Source organism: Pseudomonas sp. GZD-209 (assembly GCF_049310485.1).
In the GTDB taxonomy this organism is placed as follows: Bacteria; Pseudomonadota; Gammaproteobacteria; order Pseudomonadales; family Pseudomonadaceae; genus Aquipseudomonas; species Aquipseudomonas sichuanensis.
This window is the reverse complement of record NZ_JBMOWQ010000166.1, coordinates 1-18,521: the sequence shown is the minus strand read 5'-3', so window position 1 is coordinate 18,521 and position 18,521 is coordinate 1. Positions and strand designations below refer to the sequence as shown.

General features: G+C 67.0%; 6 protein-coding genes. All 6 read left to right on the top strand.

Annotated features, from left to right (window positions below):
- Positions 1-227: 227 nt before the first annotated feature.
- Positions 228-1,436, top strand: a complete 1,209-nt coding sequence (gene alaC, locus ACO6VM_RS19015) for an alanine transaminase (protein ID WP_110995869.1) — start codon at positions 228-230, stop codon at positions 1,434-1,436.
- 214 nt (positions 1,437-1,650) lie between these two features.
- Positions 1,651-2,034, top strand: a complete 384-nt coding sequence (locus ACO6VM_RS19010; RefSeq protein WP_110994885.1) for a YkgJ family cysteine cluster protein — start codon at positions 1,651-1,653, stop codon at positions 2,032-2,034.
- A gap of 293 nt (positions 2,035-2,327) precedes the next feature.
- Complete coding sequence (locus tag ACO6VM_RS19005) at positions 2,328-16,307, top strand: autotransporter-associated beta strand repeat-containing protein (protein WP_422403650.1); 13,980 nt, start codon at positions 2,328-2,330, stop codon at positions 16,305-16,307.
- A 400-nt stretch (positions 16,308-16,707) separates the two neighbouring features.
- A complete protein-coding gene (locus ACO6VM_RS19000; protein ID WP_125860225.1) occupies positions 16,708-17,271 on the top strand; it encodes a GNAT family N-acetyltransferase in 564 nt (187 codons plus the stop codon).
- Between the two features lie 39 nt (positions 17,272-17,310).
- Positions 17,311-17,853: a hypothetical protein gene (locus ACO6VM_RS18995; RefSeq protein ID WP_401059877.1), complete on the top strand. Its 543-nt coding sequence runs from the start codon at positions 17,311-17,313 to the stop codon at positions 17,851-17,853.
- 54 nt (positions 17,854-17,907) lie between these two features.
- Positions 17,908-18,447, top strand: coding sequence for a hypothetical protein (locus tag ACO6VM_RS18990; RefSeq protein ID WP_401059879.1), 540 nt, complete (start codon positions 17,908-17,910; stop codon positions 18,445-18,447).
- Positions 18,448-18,521: the final 74 nt, after the last annotated feature.

Sequence of the window (18,521 nt, the reverse complement as noted above, 5' to 3'; positions counted from 1 at the left end):
CGCTCCCGCAGGAACCGCGCTAACCCTGTGGGAGCGGGTTTACCCGCGAAGAGGCCGGCCTTGAAAACATAAATCTTTGATTTTCAAAAAATGTGCCTGAAAAAATATAACAAAACAGGAAATTATCCTTTACGAAAATACTGTTTCGGCACTATCTTCTGTTTCGGCCGCCGCAGCGGCCAACGTCGCTCGGACGGTTCCGGGCGCTTACGTCTCCAGAGGAAACCATGGCCAATCCAGGTTCGCCGCGCCGTTTCGCGCGCATCGATCGTCTGCCCCCTTACGTCTTCAACATCACCGCCGAGCTCAAGATGGCTGCCCGCCGCCGTGGCGAGGACATCATCGACCTGAGCATGGGCAACCCCGATGGCGCCACCCCGCCGCACATCGTCGAGAAGCTGGTGCAGGTCGCCCAGCGTGAAGACACCCATGGCTATTCCACCTCGCGCGGTATCCCGCGCCTGCGCCGGGCCATCTCCAACTGGTACAAGGACCGCTACGAGGTCGAGATCGACCCGGAAAGCGAAGCCATCGTCACCATCGGCTCGAAAGAGGGCCTGGCGCACCTGATGCTCGCCACCCTCGACCAGGGCGACACCGTGCTGGTGCCCAACCCCAGCTACCCGATCCACATCTACGGCGCGGTGATCGCCGGCGCCCAGGTGCGCTCGGTGCCGCTGGTGCCGGGTGTGGACTTCTTCAACGAGCTGGAGCGGGCGATCCGCGAGTCGATCCCCAAGCCGAAGATGATGATCCTCGGCTTCCCGTCCAACCCCACTGCCCAGTGCGTCGAGCTGGACTTCTTCGAGCGCGTGGTGGCCCTGGCCAAGCAGTACGACGTGCTGGTAGTGCACGACCTGGCCTACGCCGATATCGTCTACGACGGCTGGAAGGCGCCGTCGATCATGCAGGTGCCGGGGGCCAAGGACATCGCGGTGGAGTTCTTCACCCTGTCCAAGAGCTACAACATGGCCGGCTGGCGGATCGGCTTCATGGTCGGCAACCCGGAGCTGGTCAGCGCCCTGGCACGCATCAAGAGCTACCACGACTACGGCACCTTCACCCCGTTGCAGGTAGCGGCCATCGCCGCCCTGGAAGGCGACCAGCAGTGCGTGCGCGACATCGCCGAGCAGTACCGCCAGCGCCGCAACCTGCTGGTCAAGGGCCTGCACGAGATGGGCTGGATGGTCGAGAACCCCAAAGCGTCGATGTACGTCTGGGCCAAGATCCCCGAACAGTACGCACACCTCGGTTCGCTGGAGTTTTCCAAGAAGCTGCTGGCTGAAGCCAAGGTCTGCGTGTCGCCGGGCGTTGGTTTTGGTGACTACGGCGATGACCATGTGCGCTTCGCCCTGATCGAGAACCAGGACCGCATTCGCCAGGCCATCCGCGGCATTCGCCAGATGTTCCGTGCCGATGGGTTGACCAGTAAGTAAGCAGGCTAGGCCTGATCGCGGGGCAAGTCGCATCGGCGCACCGCCGCTCCCACGTCTTCATGGCAGCGTGGGAGCGGGCTTGCCCCGCGATGCGTTTACGCCGATCAGCGGCGATCTTTTTTTCATTCCCCCTCTTCTCAGCCAGTCGCGCCTGGATTACAAATAGCGCCGCGGGCGCTCGCCCCGATAACAACAACCTCCCTCCCTGGTCATCATGTCCGAACAGAACCCTTGCCTGACCTGCGGCGCCTGCTGCGGCTACTTTCGTGTGTCTTTCTTCTGGGGTGAATGCCAGTCGGCCGGCGGCCTGGTGCCTGACGACCTGGTAGTGCAGATCAACCCGACCCGCGTCGCCATGATCGGCACCGACGCCAAGCCCTGCCGCTGTACCAGCCTGGGGGGCGAGATCGGCAAGCAGGTCGCCTGCGGCATCTACGAGAACCGCTCCAGCCCCTGCCGTGAATTCGAAGCATCCTGGGAGCACGGCGTGCACAACCCCAGCTGCGACGACGCCCGTGCGGCCTACGGCCTGCCCCCCCTGACACCGCCTGGCGCCAACGAGCCGCATTGGCCGGACGACGGCGCCGAGGTTGCCTGAGGCGCAAGTAAAAACGGTGAAGCGGTCACATTCTGGCGATTGGCCATGACCGCTTGTCGGATGGATCCATTCCCGACTGCGCTGCAAGCCGCGTAGTTCGTACTGCCTCGAAATAGTATTAACACCATTTGACCGCCCCGAGCGGCGTGCTGTCCGTGCTTGAGCGGCTACACATTTCCACAAAGGAACTTGTAGCCAGGGTCAGGCGTTTCGGCCGACATGTGTCGCGCTTCTGCATCACCGCGATACACGTATTCAAGGACTGAATGACCTGATCCACGAAGGAGCTCTCCGTGGACAGAAGTGTCGCCGCCCGTTTGCCTGCTCGTCTCTCGCAATTGTCCCTGGCTGTCAGCCTGGTTGTCGGGGGCATGGCCCTTTCCCTCACCAGTGAACAGGCGCTGGCCGCCTGTAGTGCGGCGGGGTCCATTATCACCTGCAATGGCGCGGCCAACCCGCTGGCGCCGAGCTACACCAACGGCGCCAGTGGCCTCACGGTCACCGTCAACCCAGGCGCCAGCCTGGGGACGCTGCTGGGCGTGGGCGGCACCTCGTTGTCGCTGGCCGGCAACAACAACACCTTGAACAACTCCGGCACCATCGACCCGACCTTGCTGGGGTTGCTGAGCATTCAGTCCAGTGGCTTGCTGATCGGCAACACCGGCACCGGCAGCACCCTCACCATCAACAACAACGCCTCGGGCGTGATCAAGGGCACGGGTGCCTTGCTTGGCGCGAGCCTGCTGAACCTCACGGGCATGGCGCTGGATGCGCGCAACGGTGCAGGTGGCGTCACCACCATAACCAACGCCGGCACCATCGGCTCCTCGGCGCTGCTCGGCCTGACCCTGCTGAGCGAGGACACCCCGGTGATCGCCGTGACCGGCGGCGGCACGGTGAACTTCACCAACACCGGCACCATCCTCGGCCGGGCAGCCTTCGAGGCCTCTGCGGCAGGCAACACCTTCACCAACGCCGGCACCCTCACCGGCAGCCTGTCGATGGGCGCCAACAGCACCAACCGTTTCAACGCCATCACCGGTTCCGGTGTCGGCGCGGGGTTGGGCGTCGGCGTGGCCCTGCTGGTCACCAGCAACCCCAACCTCGCCTACGCGGCGGCGGGCAAGATCGACGGTGGCGCCGGCGGTACCAACACCCTGGCTCTGCAGAACGCCCTCGGCGGCGGCAGCGGCACCAGTGGCAGCGGCACCATTAACGCCAGCAACTACATCAACTTCAGCCGGCTGATCGTCGACAGCGGCACCTGGAGCCTGCTCGGCCAGGTGCTCAACGGCACCACCCAGACCACCCTCAACGGCGGCCTGGTCAACTTCGACAACTCCAACGCCTTCGGCAGCGGCGCCATTACCGCCAACGGCGGCGGCCTGGCAGGCACCATTGGCGGGCTGAGCCTGAGCAACGCGCTGACCTTGAACGCCGGCCTGAACGTCGGCGGCGCCACCGACATGGCCCTCAACGGGTTGGTCAGTGGTGTTGGCGGGCTGACCAAGACCGGCGCCGGCCTGCTCACCCTTGGCGGCACCAACACTTACAGCGGCGGCACCACCCTGGCCGCCGGCGGCCTCAACCTGACCAGCGCTGCGGCGCTTGGCACCGGCGGGCTGACCGTCAACGGCGCCGGCAGCCTGCAAGGCAGTGTGCCGCTGGTGCTGAACAACGCCGTGGCACTCAACGCCGCCCTCAGCCTGCCTGGCAGCAATGCCCTGACCCTGGGCGGTGTGCTCAGCGGTACCGGCTCACTGGTCAAGAGCGGTAGCGGCAACCTGACCCTCAACGGCGTCAACACCTTCAGCGGCGGCACCACCCTGGCCACCGGCACCCTCACCCTGGGCAACAGCAACGCTCTGGGCACGGGAGCCCTGGGCCTCACCGGCAACGCCAGCCTGGACACCACGGCGGCGATGTCCTTGGGCAACACCATCAACCTGGGCAGCAGTGCCCTCACCTTGACGGGCAACAACGCACTCACCCTCGGCGGCGTGATCGGCGGCACCGGCAGCCTGGTCAAGAACGGCACAGCCGGCCTCACCCTCAACGGCGTCAACACCTACAGCGGCGGTACCAGCCTGGCCGCAGGCACGCTCACCCTGGGCAACAGCGCCGCGCTGGGCACGGGTGCCCTGGCCCTGACCGGCAACGCCAGCCTCGATGCCAGCACTGCAGTCAGCCTGGGCAATGCGATCAACCTGGGGGCCAACACCCTCAACCTGCTGGGCACCAGCGCCACCACCCTGGGCGGCGTGATCAGCGGCACCGGCGCGCTGGTCAAGAACGGTGTCAGCGACCTGGCCCTGAACGGCAACAACACCTTCAGCGGCGGCCTGACGCTGAACAACGGCAAGCTTACCGTCGGCCACAGCAATGCCCTGGGCGGCGGCGCACTGACCCTGGGCGGCAATGCCAGCCTCGATGCCAGCACCGCAGTCAGCCTGGGCAATGCCGTCAACCTCGGCGCCAACACCCTCAGCCTGCTGGGCACCAGCGCCACCACCCTCGGCGGGGTGATCAGCGGCACCGGCGCACTGGTGAAGAACGGCAGCGCCGGGCTGACCCTCAGCGGCAACAACACCTTCAGCGGTGGCACCACACTCAACGCCGGGCAACTGATCCTGGGCCACAACAACGCCCTGGGTACTGGCGCGCTGACCCTTGGCGGCAATGCCGGGCTCGACGCCAGCACTGCGGTCAACCTGGGCAACGCCATCAACCTGGGGAGCAACACCCTGACCCTGGCAGGGAGCAACGCCACCACCCTGGGCGGGGTGGTCAGCGGAACCGGCGCCCTGGTCAAGAACGGCAGCAGCAACCTCACCATGGCCGGTGCCAACACCTTCAGCGGTGGCCTGACCCTCAACGCCGGCACCCTGACCCTGGCCGATGCCGCCGCGCTCGGTACCGGGGGCTTGACCGTCGGTGGCGCCGCCACGCTGAGCAATACCGTGGCCATGGCCCTGAACAACGCCGTCAGCCTGGGCGGCAACCTGACCGTGGCCGGCGCCAATAACCTGAACCTGGCCGGCAACATCAGTGGCGCCGGCGGGTTGATCAAGAACGGCGCAGGCAGCCTGACCCTCAGTGGCAACAACTCCCAGAGCGGCACCACCACGCTCAACGCCGGCACCCTGGTGCTCGGCAGCAACACCGCGCTCGGCACCGGCACGCTCAACGCCGCCGCCAACACCACCCTGGACAGCAGCGTGGCCGGGCTGAGCCTGGCCAACAACCTCAACCTGGCGGGCAACCTCAACCTGGCCGGCAGCAACGACCTCACGCTTGGCGGTGTGGTTGCCGGCGTCGGCGGCCTGACCAAGAACGGCGCCAGCACCCTGACCCTCAACGGTGCCAACACCTACGTCGGCGCCACCAACCTCAACGCCGGGCGCATCGTGGTTGGCAGCAACACCGCGCTGGGCAGCGGCGCGCTCAATGCCGCCGCCGGCACCCAGCTGGATGCCAGCACTGCCGTCATCCTTGGCAACGCCGTCAACCTGGCCGGTGCCCTGACCATCGGCGGCAGCGCCAACCTCGGCCTCGGCGGCCTGATCAGCGGTGCCGGCAGCTTGATCAAGAACGGCAGCGCGACCCTGACCCTGTCCGGCCCCAATGCCTACCTGGGCGGCACCACCCTCAACGCTGGTGGCCTGGTGCTCGGCAACGGTACTTCGCTGGGCGTGGGCAAGCTCACCGTCGCCGGCAACGCCAGCCTCGACAACAGCGATACCATCAGCGTCGGCAATGCCATCACCCTCGACGCCGACCTCACCCTTGGCGGCAGCAACAACCTGGTCCTCGGCGGTTTGATCGATGGCACCGGCCAGTTGATCAAGAACGGCGCTGCCACCGTCACCCTCAACGGCCTGAACACCTACAGCGGCGGCACCGTGCTCAACGCGGGTGGCCTGGTGCTGGGCAGTGGCAGCGCCATCGGCAGCGGCGCCCTGACCGTGGGCGGCGCGGCCTCCCTGGACAACAGCACCGCCATCAGCCTGGGCAACAATGTCGCGCTCAACGCCAACCTCACCCTGGGCGGCAGCAACGCCCTGACCCTCGGCGGCGTGCTCAGCGGGGCAGGGCAGCTGATCAAGAACGGCCTTGCCACCCTGACCCTCAATGGCGTCAACACCTACACCGGTGGCACCACCCTCAATGCCGGTGGCGTGGTCATCGGCAACGGCAACGCCCTGGGCAGTGGCGCCTTGAACGTGACCGGTGCCGCCAGCCTCGATAACAGCGCCGTGCTCAACCTCGCCAATAACATCGGCCTGGGTGCCAACCTGACCCTGGGCGGCAGCAACGACCTCACCCTGAGCGGGGTGATCAGTGGCACGGGCGGCCTGATCAAGAACGGCCTTTCCGACCTGACACTGGCCGGCAACAACACCTTCAGCGGCGCCATCGACCTGCTCGGCGGCAGCCTCACCATCGTCGGCACTGGCGCCCTGGGCAATGCCTCGGCGCTCAATGTTGGCGCCGGTGCCAGCCTCAACCTCGGCAACAGTGCCACCGTCGGCGGCCTGAGCGGCGCCGGCACGGTGAACGTGGCGGGTGGCGGCAACCTGAGCGTGGGCGGTAACAACCTCAACAACATCTTCAGCGGCGTGCTGGCTGGTGCGGGCGGGCTGGTGAAGAACGGCAGCGGCAGCCTGGAGCTGTCCGGCGTCAACGTGCTGGCGGGCAACACCACGGTCAATGGCGGCCTGCTCAACGTCAGCGGTGCCTTGGCCAGCGCCAACGTGCAGGTCAACAGCGGTGCCAGCCTGGGCGGCACCGGCAGCCTGCTGGGCGCCGTGGACATCGCCAATGGCGCGCACCTGCTGGCCAACAGCGGCGCCACTCTCACGACCGGTGCACTCACCCTGCACAGCGGCTCGATCCTCGATTTCGGCTTGGCCGGGCCGTCCACCGGCGGCACTGCGCTGGTCAGCGTCAATGGCAACCTGACCCTCGACGGCACCCTCAATGTCAGCGACCTCGGTGGCTTCGGCGTGGGTCTCTATCGCCTGTTCGACTACACCGGGGCGCTGGTGGACAACGGCGTGGTGTTCGGCGCCATACCCGGCAGCGTGTTGCCGGGCGACCTGCAGGTGCAGACCAGCGTCGGCAGCCAGGTCAACCTGCTGGTTGGTGGCGCGGCCGGCGGCGTGCAGTTCTGGGATGGCAGCCAGACCGTCGCCAACGGCTCGGTCGATGGCGGTACAGGCACCTGGAGTGCCGGCGGCAGCAACTGGACCAACGTCAACGGCACGCTCAACAGCGCCTGGGGCGGTGACTTCGCCATCTTCCAGGGTACGGCGGGCGATGTGACCCTGGTCGGCACCCAGGCAGCCACCGGCCTGCAGTTCGTCACCAACGGCTACCGCCTGATCGGCGCCGGTGGCCTGAACCTGGTCAACGGCAGCAACGGCGCTTTCGCTGTGCGTGTCGACCCAGGCGTCACCGCCACGCTCAACGTTGGCCTGTCCGGCAGCGGCCAGCTGGCCAAACTCGACAGCGGCACCCTGGTGCTCAACGGTGCCAACAGCTACACCGGCGGCACCCTGCTCAACGGCGGGTCGCTGGTCGTCGGCAGCAACACCGCCCTGGGCACCGGCTCGGTCAGCACCGCAGCGGGCACCAGCCTGGACAGCAACACCGCCGTCACCCTCGGCAACGCCTTCACCCTGAACGGCGCGCTGACCGTGGCCGGCAGCGCCGACCTTGGCCTGGCCGGTATCGTCTCGGGCAATGGCAGCCTGAACAAGATCGGTGGCGCCAACCTCACCCTGGGCAACGCCAACACCTACAGCGGCGGCACCACGCTAGGCGCCGGCACCCTGACCCTGGGCAACGCCCAGGCACTGGGCACAGGTGGCCTCACGGTCAACGGGGCTTCCAGCCTGACCAGCACGGGCGATTTCAGCCTGGCCAACAGCGTCGCCCTGAACGCCAACCTCTCCCTGCCGGGCAGCAACAACCTGACCCTCAACGGCGTCGTGAGCGGCACCGGCGGGCTGATCAAATCTGGCAGCGGCGTGCTCACCCTCAACGGCAGCAACAGCTACCAGGGCATCACCAGCCTCAACGGCGGCACGCTTGTCGTGGGCAGCAACACCGCGTTGGGTACTGGTGCGTTGAATGCCGCAGGTGGCACGACCTTGAGCAGCAACGCCAACGTGACTCTGGCCAACCAGATCAACCTGGCTGGCGCCCTGACCATTGCCGGTGCCCAGAACCTGACGTTGGGCGGCAATATCAACGGTGTCGGCGGCTTGACCAAGACCGGCAGCGGCACCCTGACCCTGAACGGGACCAACGGCATCCTGGGCAACACCAACCTCAATGCCGGCACCCTGGTGCTCGGTAACGCCAGCGCCCTCGGCCTGGGCCAGCTCAATGCTGCCGCCGGCACCACGCTCGACAGCAGCACGGCGCTGAACATCGGCAACACCGTCAACCTCGGTGGCAACCTGACCATCGCCGGTAGCAACGACCTGGGCCTGGGCGGCCTTGTCACCGGTGCCGGCAGCCTGACCAAGAACGGTGCCAGCAACCTGACCCTCAGTGGCGCCAACACCTTCACCGGCGGTGTGACCCTCAACGCCGGCACCCTGACCCTGGGCAACAACCAGGCGCTGGGCACCGGTACCCTCACCGTCGGCGCCGCCGCCAACCTGGCCACCCTCGGCGCGCTGACCGTGGCCAACCAGGTGTTGCTCAACGGCAACCTGAGCCTGACCGGCAACAATGACCTGGCGCTGAACGGCGTGATCAGCGGCAGCGGTGGCCTGAGCAAGACCGGCACCGGCAACCTGACCCTCGGCGCCGCCAACACCTACCAGGGGACCACCACCCTCGGGGCCGGTACCCTGACCCTGGGCAATAACACTGCGCTGGGCTCGGGCAACCTGGCGGTGACCGGCAACAGCACACTGGCCAGCAGCGGGGTGCTGCAGGTGGCCAACGCCATCGGCCTTGGCAGCGGTACCACCCTTGGCGTCAGCAATACCCAGGCGCTGACCCTCAACGGCGTCATCAGTGGCGATGGCGGCCTGAACAAGCTGGGCAGCGGCCAACTGATCCTCAACGGCAACAACACCTACACCGGCGGTACCGCGCTGCAAGCCGGCAGCCTGCTGCTGGGCAATGCCGGCGCCCTGGGCAGCGGCGCGCTGAACGTGACCGGCGCCGCTACCCTCGATACCAGCCTGGCGCTGGCGCTGGGCAACGCCATCAACCTGGCTGGCGGCAACCTCACCCTCGGCGGCGGCCAGGCGCTGACCCTCAACGGCGTGGTTGCGGGCAACAACAGCCTGATCAAGAACGGCGCCGCCAGCCTGACCCTCAACGGCAACAACACCTACAGCGGCGGCACCACGCTCAACGGCGGTACCCTGGTGGTGGGCAGCAATACCGCCCTGGGCACTGGCGCCCTGAGCACCGGCGCCAATACCAGCCTTGATGCCAGCGGCGCGGGCGTTACCCTCGGTAACGCTGTGCACCTGGGCGGGCTGCTCAATGTGCTGGGCAGCGCCGACCTAACCCTCAACGGCGTGCTCGATGGCGTTGGTAGCTTGAACAAGTTGGGCGCCGATACCCTGACCCTCAATGGCGCCAACAACTACCTGGGTGGCACCACCCTGAACGCCGGCCAACTGGTGGTCGGCAACGACAATGCGCTGGGGCAGGGCGCCCTGACCGTCGCCGGGGCCTCGATCCTGAGCGCCGGCAGCAACGTCAGCCTGGCCAACAACGTCACCCTCAACGCCGGCCTGACTGTCGCTGGCGCCAACGACCTGACCCTCAACGGCGTGATCAACGGTACCGCCGGGCTGACCAAGAACGGCAGCGGCAACCTGACCCTCAACGGCAACAACGGTTACCAGGGCGGCACCCAGCTCAATGCCGGGCGCCTGACCCTGGGCAGCAGTGGCGCATTGGGCACCGGCACCCTTTCGGTCAGCGCCGATGCCGCCCTGGCCAACACCGCGCCCATGGCCCTGGGCAACACCATCGCCCTGAGCAACAACGCCAACCTGACCTTCGCCGTCGACAACGCGCTGATCCTCAGCGGTGACCTCAGTGGTACCGGCAACCTGATCAAGACCGGCGTCGACGACCTCACTCTGGTCGGCACCAAGACCTTCACCGGCGACGTCGATATCCAGGCCGGCTCCCTTACCACCCTGGGCAGCGGCGTGCTGGCCAACGTCGATAACCTCAATGTCGGCGCCAGCGGCCAGCTCAACCTCAATGGCAACGCCAGCCTCGGCAGCCTGACCGGCAGCGGTCAGGTCGATGTCGGTATCGGCAGCGTCCTGAGCCTGGGCAGCAACAACCTAAGCAACACCTTCGCCGGCAGCCTCAACGGCCTCGGCGGCCTGACCAAGGTCGGGACCGGCACCCTGACCCTGACCGGCATCAGCAACCTCGCCGACAACACCAACGTCAATGGCGGCACCCTGAAGGTCGATGGCACCCTGGGCAGCAACCTGCTGACCGTCGCCAGCGGCGCCACCCTCACCGGCAGCGGCAGCGCCAACGCCACGGTCATCATCAGCAATGGCGGGCATCTGGCCGGCACGAGCGGCAGCACCCTGGGCCTGGGTTCGCTGGTGCTGAACAGCGGTTCGATCGTCGATGCCGGGCTTGGCTCGCCCGCCACCGGTGGTACCGCACTGTTCAACGTCGGCGGCAACCTGACCCTCGACGGCACCCTCAACGTCAGCAATATCGGTGGTTTCGGCAACGGCGTGTACCGGATCTTCGACTACGCAGGCTTGCTCACCGACAACGGCCTGGACTTCGGCAACCTGCCCTTTGGCTTCGGTCTCGGCGACCTGACCCTGCAGACCAGCCAGGCCAACCAGATCAACCTGCTGGTCAATGCCAATGGCCAGAACATCCTGTTCTGGGACGGCAGCAACACCACCGCCGACGGCCAGGTAAACGGCGGCACCGGCACCTGGAACGCCGGCAGCAGCAACTGGACCGACCTCAACGGCACCACCAACAGCGCCTGGAACGGCAGCTTCGCGGTGTTCCAGGGCACTGCCGGCGATGTCACCGTGGTTGGCCCACAAGCCATCAATGGCATGCAGTTCGTCAGCAACGGCTACCACCTGCTGGGCGGTGCCGGCGGCGTGCTCAATCTGGTCAACGGCAGTAGCGGCGACACCAGCGTGCGCGTCGACCCAGGCGCCATCGCGACCCTCGACGTGGCCCTGGCCGGCAGCGGCAAGCTGAACAAGCTCGACACCGGCACCCTGGTGCTCAATGGCAGCAACAGCTACAGCGGCGGCACCACCCTCAGCGGTGGCACGCTGATCGTCGGCAGCAACAGTGCCCTGGGCAGCGGCGTGCTGAGCACCACGGCGGGTACCACCCTGGACAGCAACAAGACCGTGGCACTGGGCAACGCCATCAGCCTGACCGGGCCGTTGAACATCGCCGGCAGCAACGACCTGGCGCTCAATGGCGACATCAGCGGCAGCGGCGGCCTGGTCAAGGCCGGCAACGCCAGCCTGCTGCTGGCCGGCAACAACACCTACAGCGGCAACACTGCGCTCAACGCCGGTACCTTGATCGTCGGTTCCAACACGGCGCTGGGCAGCGGCGCGCTCAATGCGGCTGCCGGCACCAGCCTGCAGAGCAGCCAGGCCGTGACCCTGGCCAACAACGTCAACCTGGCCGGCCTGTTCAACGTGCTGGGCAGCAACGACCTGACCCTCGGCGGCACCCTGGCGGGTACCGGGAGCCTGGTCAAGAGCGGTGCCTCGGCGTTGACGCTCAGTGGCGCCAATACCTACAGCGGTGGTACCGAGCTGCAGGCGGGCACGCTGGTGGTCGGCAACAACGCAGCGCTCGGCAGTGGTGGCCTGAGCGTCACCGGCAACGCCAACCTCGACAGCAGCAGCGCGGTCACCCTGGGCAACCCGGTCGCGGTCAGCGGCACCTTGAACGTGCTGGGCAGCAACGACCTGCAACTGGCCGGCGTGCTCAGCGGCAACGGCACCCTCAACAAGACCGGCCTGGCCGACCTGACCCTGTCGGGCAACAACACCTTCGGCGGCATCATCAACCTGCTCGCCGGCAGCCTCAGCACCCTCGGCACCACGGCCCTGGGCAGCCAGAGCGAGCTCAATGTCAGCAGCGGCGCCACCCTCAACCTGGACGGCAACACCACCCTGGGCGACATCGGTGGCAGCGGCGCCATCCAGATCGCCGCGGGCAACAGCCTGGGCGTGCAGGGCGGCGTATTCGCCGGTGACATCAGCGGTACCGGCACCCTGAACAAGATGGGCATCGATACCCTGACCCTCAGCGCCAGCAACAGCCACAGCGGCACCACCAACGTTCAGGCCGGTGGCCTGGTGGTCAACGGCAGCCTGGCCAGCAACACGGTCAACGTTGCCAGCGGCGCCACCCTGGGCGGCAGCGGCAGCATTGGCGGAACGGTGTCGGTGGCCAACGGCGGTACCCTCAGCGCCGCCAGCGGCAGCACCCTGAACGTCGGCAACCTGGTGCTCGGCAACAGCGCCAACTTCAACGCCGCCCTCGGTGCGCCGGTCGGCAGCACCCCGCTGGTCAACGTGGCCAACAACCTGACCCTCGGCGGCACGCTCAACATCACCGACATCGGTGGCTTCGGCGCCGGGGTGTACCGCCTGTTCGCCTACGGCGGCAGCCTGGTCAACAACGGCATGGCCATCGGCAGCACGCCGGTGCCGGCCAGCGACCTGACCGTGCAAACCGCCATCGCCAACCAGGTCAACCTGGTGGTTGGTGGGGCCAGCAACGTGCTGTTCTGGGATGGCAGTCAGTCCGTCCCCAACGGCGTGATCGACGGTGGCAGCGGCACCTGGGATGCCACCAACACCAACTGGACCGACGCCAACGGCGTGCTCAACGGCACATGGAACGACACCTTCGCGGTGTTCCAGGGCACCCCAGGCACCGTCACCGTCAACGGCAGCCAGACCATCGGCGGCATGCAGTTCGTCAGCAACGGCTATGTACTCAATGCCGGCGCCGCCGGTGAGCTGCTCACCACCGGCACTACCAACCTGCGGGTTGATAACGGCGCAACGGCTACCCTCAACGTCGCCCTCAATGGCACCGGCAGCATCGCCAAGTACGACACCGGCACCCTGGTGCTCAACGCCGCCAACGGCTACAGCGGCGGCACCGCGCTCAACGGCGGCACCCTGGTGGTGGGCAACAACAGCGCCCTGGGCAGCGGCGTGCTGACCGCCGCCGCCGGCACCACGCTGGACAGCAACACCGCCGTCACCCTGGCCAACAACGCCGTGCTCAACGGCGCCCTGGCCATTGCCGGCAGCAACGCCCTGGAACTGGCCGGCAACCTCAGTGGCGCGGGCGGCCTGATCAAGAACGGCAGCGCCCAGCTCACCCTCAGTGGCAGCAACAGCTACACCGGCGGCACCCTGATCAACGCCGGTAGCCTGGTGGGCGACAGTGACAGCCTCAAGGGCGCCATCGTCAACAACGCTGCACTGACCTTCGAGCAGAACGCCAACGGCAGCTACACCGGCAACCTCACCGGCAGCGGTACCCTGACCAAGGCCGGCACCGGCGAGCTGCTGCTCACCGGCAACAACGGCCTCACCGGCGCCACCAACGTCAACGCCGGGCGCCTGGTGGTCAACGGCCGCCTCGACAGCGCCACGGTCACGGTCGCCACCGGCGCTAGCCTGAGCGGCAGCGGCACCCTGGCCGGTGCGGTGCAGATCCAGAACGGCGCCACCCTCGCCGCAGGCCCTGGCAGCACGCCGTTGTCGGTGGGCAGCCTGAGCCTGGCTTCGGGCAGCGCGCTGGACTTGAGCCTCGGCGCGCCGAATGCTGCCACCACGGTGGTGCAGGTGGCCGGCAACCTGACTGTCGACGGCACCCTCAACATCACCGACGCCGGCGGCTTCGGCCCAGGGGTGTACCGCCTGTTCAGCTATGGCGGTTCACTGACCGACAACGGCCTGGTGTTCGGCGCCATCCCCGGCAGCGTGGTGCTGGGCGACCTGAGCCTGCAGACCGCCATCGCCAACCAGCTCAACCTGGTGGTGCAGGGCGCCGCCGGTTCGCTGCAGTTCTGGAACGGCAGCCAGACCACCCCCAACGGCAGCATCGGTGGCGGCAGCGGTACCTGGAACTCGGCCACCAACTGGACCAACTCCACCGGCACCACCAGCAGCGGCTGGGGCGCGCAGTTCGCTGTGTTCGGCGGCCAGGCCGGCACCGTGACCGTGGCCGGCAACCAGGCCTTTACCGGCATGCAGTTCCTCACCAATGGCTATCAAGTGGTGGCCGGCAACAATGGCAGCCTGACCGCCACCAACGGCGCCGGCGGCACCCTTGCGGCGGTGCGTGTGGATGCCGGCGCAACGGCGTTGATCAGCGCGCCGCTGGTGGGTACCGGCGGTATCCAGAAACTCGACTCGGGCACTCTGGTACTGGCCGGCGCCAACACCTATACCGGCGGCACCACGGTCAGCGGCGGCACCCTGATGGGCAATACCCGCAGCCTGCAAGGCAACATCCTCAACAACGCCAGCCTGGTGTTCGCCCAGGGTACCAATGGCACCTTCAACGGCAGTCTGACCGGTACCGGCACCACCACCAAGACCGGCGCCGGCACCTTGCTGCTGACCGGCAACCAGGCCTTCAGCGGCGCCTTCAACGTCAACCAGGGCGTGCTTGAGGTGGGCAACGCCGCCAACCCCGGCGCCAGCCTCGCGGCGCAGGTCACCGTGGCCAATGGCGCCGCGCTGACCGGCACCGGCACGGTCGCCAGCCTGGTCAACCAGGGCACGGTGATGCCGGGCAAGGGCGGTGAGCTCAATGTCACCGGCAACTTCACCAACGCCGCCAGCGGCAGCCTGCTCGTCGATGTCAGCGGCAACCCGACCAGCTACCTCGACGTCGGCGGCACCGCCAACCTCGGCGGCAGCCTGCAGGTGGTCAACCTGGCCGGCTTCAGTGGCAGTGGCCATTACACCGTGGTCACTGCCGCGGGCGGGGTCACCGGGAAATTCGCCAACACCAACCTGAGCAACTCGGCCTTCCTCAACAGCGCCGTGGCCTATGGCGCCAACCAGGTGACCCTGTCGCTGAGCCGCAACGGTACCGGCTTTGCCGGGGTCGCGCTCAGCGGCAACCAGCGTGGCGTGGCCACCGCTCTCAGCGGCCCAGGCGCGCCAGCCGAATTGACCGGCAATATCCTGCCAATGAGCGCGGCGCAGGCCCGGGCGGCGTTCGACAGCCTGTCCGGCGAGATTCACGCCAGCACGGCCAGCGTGCTGATCGAGGACTCGCGCTACGTTCGCGAAGCGGTCAACGACCGCCTGCGCCAGGCCGACTGCAGCCGCCAGGACGACCCACGCCGCACCCTGGCCCCCAGCGCCAACCAGCAGCTCACCAGCGAAGGTTGCCAGGGCCAGGCCGTCGGCTGGATCCGCGCCCTCGGCGGTTGGGGCGACTTCGATGGCAGCAGCAGCCACGCCAGTGTCGATCGCGAGCTGCAGGGCTTCATGCTCGGCGTCGACCGGGCGCTGGACGAGCAGTGGAAGGTCGGCATCGCCGCTGGCTACACCAACTCCAGCATCGATGCGCACCAGCGCCGTTCGGATGCTTCGGTCGACAGCTACCACCTGAGCACTTACCTGGGCTACCAGTTGGACGCCTTCGCCGCCCGCCTTGGTGTGGCTTATAGCTGGCACGACATCGACACCAAGCGTGACGTCGAGGTGGGTGCCTACAACGACCGCCTCAAGGCCAAGTACAAGGCACGCAGCGCCCAGGTGTTCGGCGAAGTGGGCTACGCCATCGACGCTGGCGGCATTGCCCTGGAGCCGTTCGCCGGGCTGGCCTACGTCAAGTACGACAGCGACACCGCCCATGAGAAGGGCGGGGCAGGGCGGCTGGAGGGCAGCGTCGATCAGGACGTGACCTATTCCACCCTGGGCCTGCGCGCCGGCAAGCGTATCGAGCTGGCCAACGGCACTGCCATCACCCCGCGCGCGTCGTTGGGCTGGCGGCATGCCTTCGGCGACACCAAGCCCGACGCCGACCTGCGCTTTATCGAAGGCGGGGCAGGCTTCAGTGCCTCGGGCGTGCCGATTGCCAAGGACGCGGCAGTGGTCGAGGCCGGGCTGGACCTGGCGGTGGGCGAGAGTGGCAAGCTGGGCATCGGGTATTCCGGGCAGCTGTCCAATGATGCCCGCGACCATGGGGTGACGGTGAGCTTTAGCATGGGGTTCTGAGGGTTATGGCCGGGGCCACTTTGCGGCCCTTTCGCAAGGCGAGCGGCGGTGAGACAACAGGCATGACTGGCCGAAACAGATGTGGGAGAGCTATTGCCAAATCCTGCTTTCCAGGGGCGATGGTGTGACGCCCACTAGCCTGTCTTGAGACCGCAGGAGGGCCACCAGGTGCATGACGGTAGCCTTGCAGCGCTCTGAAGATCGAGCGCCGCCCGCGCGGCGCATCGCGGGACAAGCCCGCTCCCACATTTTGTTTCGGGCCAGTCTCTCCTGTGCCATCACCTGGTCCGCCTTGTTTGCACGACGCGCCATCGCGGTGGGCGCCGTTTGTTTTCCAGGGTGCCAGGCCAGGCCACTGTCGCTAGACTGTCATCTCCCACCACCGGACAGGAGTCCCGGCGTGCCCGACCCCCGCAGTTTCCCCAGCGACCTGAGCCTGCAAAGCCCACGCCTGCAGCTGCGCCCCATGCGCCATGGCGATGCGCAGCAATGGCTGACCATCATGGCCGACCCCGAAGTGATGCGTTACTGGTACCACGCCCCATGGCAGACCCTGGCCGAGGCCGAGAGCGCCCTGGCCGCCGACCGTGAAGCCTATGCCGCCGGCCAGTTGCTCAAACTGGGCATGTACCGCCGCGACAACGACGAGCTGATCGGTATGGTCCAGCTGTTCAACCTCGAAGAGGGCTCGCGCCGGGGCGAGATCGGCTACTGCCTGGCCAAGTCCGTCCAGGGCCGCGGCTACATGGACGAAGCCCTGACCTGCTTCATCGACTACCTGGCCCACACCCTGCACCTGCGCCGCCTGGAGGCGGAAATCGACCCGCGCAACCAGGGTTCGGCGCGTACCCTGGAGCGCCAGGGCTTCGTGCTCGAAGGCACGCTGCGCGCGCGCTGGTGCGTGGCCGGCGAGCTGTCCGATTCAGGGCTTTACGGTTTGCTGCTCGAGCCGCCTGTTGCCTGACGTTCGGCAGCGCCTTTGGATAATGGATGGAGCCTGCGGTTGCCTGCTTTCTATGTGAGTTTCACGCTTGTACTGTTCCTGCTGAGCCTGTGTTTCGACGGCCTGTTGATGGGCGTCGATGGGCATATGCCGGCCTTGCAGATATTGATCATGGGCCCCTGGGGCATCGCCTTCGGGCTCTACCAGTGGTTTGCCAACCCGCTGCTGGGGCTGGCGATACTCGCCCGTCGGCGCTTTCGCCGGGTGGCGCTGGGCGCTGGGGTGATCGCCCTGGGCCTGGCGCTCAGTTGCCTGGGCATCGAGCGGCTGCCGGACAACCGTAGCTACGACTTCCTGCCACTGTCTGGCTTTGGCACCGGGTACTACCTCTGGGCCCTGGCGATTCTGCTGTTCTGCCTGGGGCAGGGGTGGTGGTGCCGCAAGGCAAGTTCGGCGCAAGGCATGCCGGCTTGGCGCTGGTTCGATGGGCTACTGATCGCGGTGCTGGTGGCGACGATCGTTGTAGCGACCAACATGCCGAGCCTGGGCGTACGGATCAGCCCATCGGCCGAGGTGATGGAACCTGCACCGGGTTTGGAATGACAGCGAGGGCTGGGTTAAGGTCGCACTTCGTCCCGCTGCTACCAGGTGCCTTACTTGCCCGCCTTCTACCTGACCACAAGCTTGGCCCTGTACCTGCTGAGCCTGGCATTCGACGGTGCCTTGACCGGTGCCGGGCGGCATTTGCCGGCGCTGCAGATGCTGCTGTATGGGCCGTGGGGCATCCCGTTCGGGCTGTACCAGTGGTTTGCCAACCCTTTGTTGGCCTTGGCGGTACTTGCCCATCGCCGGTTCCGGCGGCTGGCGCTGGCGTGCGGCCTGCTGGCGCTGTACCTGGCGGCCAGCAGCTTCGCGGTCGAACGGCTGCCGGATAACCAGAGCTATGCCTTCCACGACCTCAGCGGTTTTGGCGCTGGGTTCTACCTGTGGTTGATGGCCATCCTGGTATTTACCCTGGGGCAGGCGTGGTGGTGCTGGAAGGCGAAATCTGCAGCCCACGTGCCGGGCTGGCGCTGGCTGGATGTGGCATTGCTGGCGGCGCTTGGGGCAACGTTCTGCTACGCCACGCAGATGCCTGAGCTGCAATTCGAACCGCACAAGGTGATCATGCCGCCCGAGCAACCGCAGGCCTTTTGAAACCCTCGCGGGGCAAGCCCGCTTCCACAGACTTGCACAAGCATCGTGGGAGCGGGCTTGCCCCGCGATTCAAC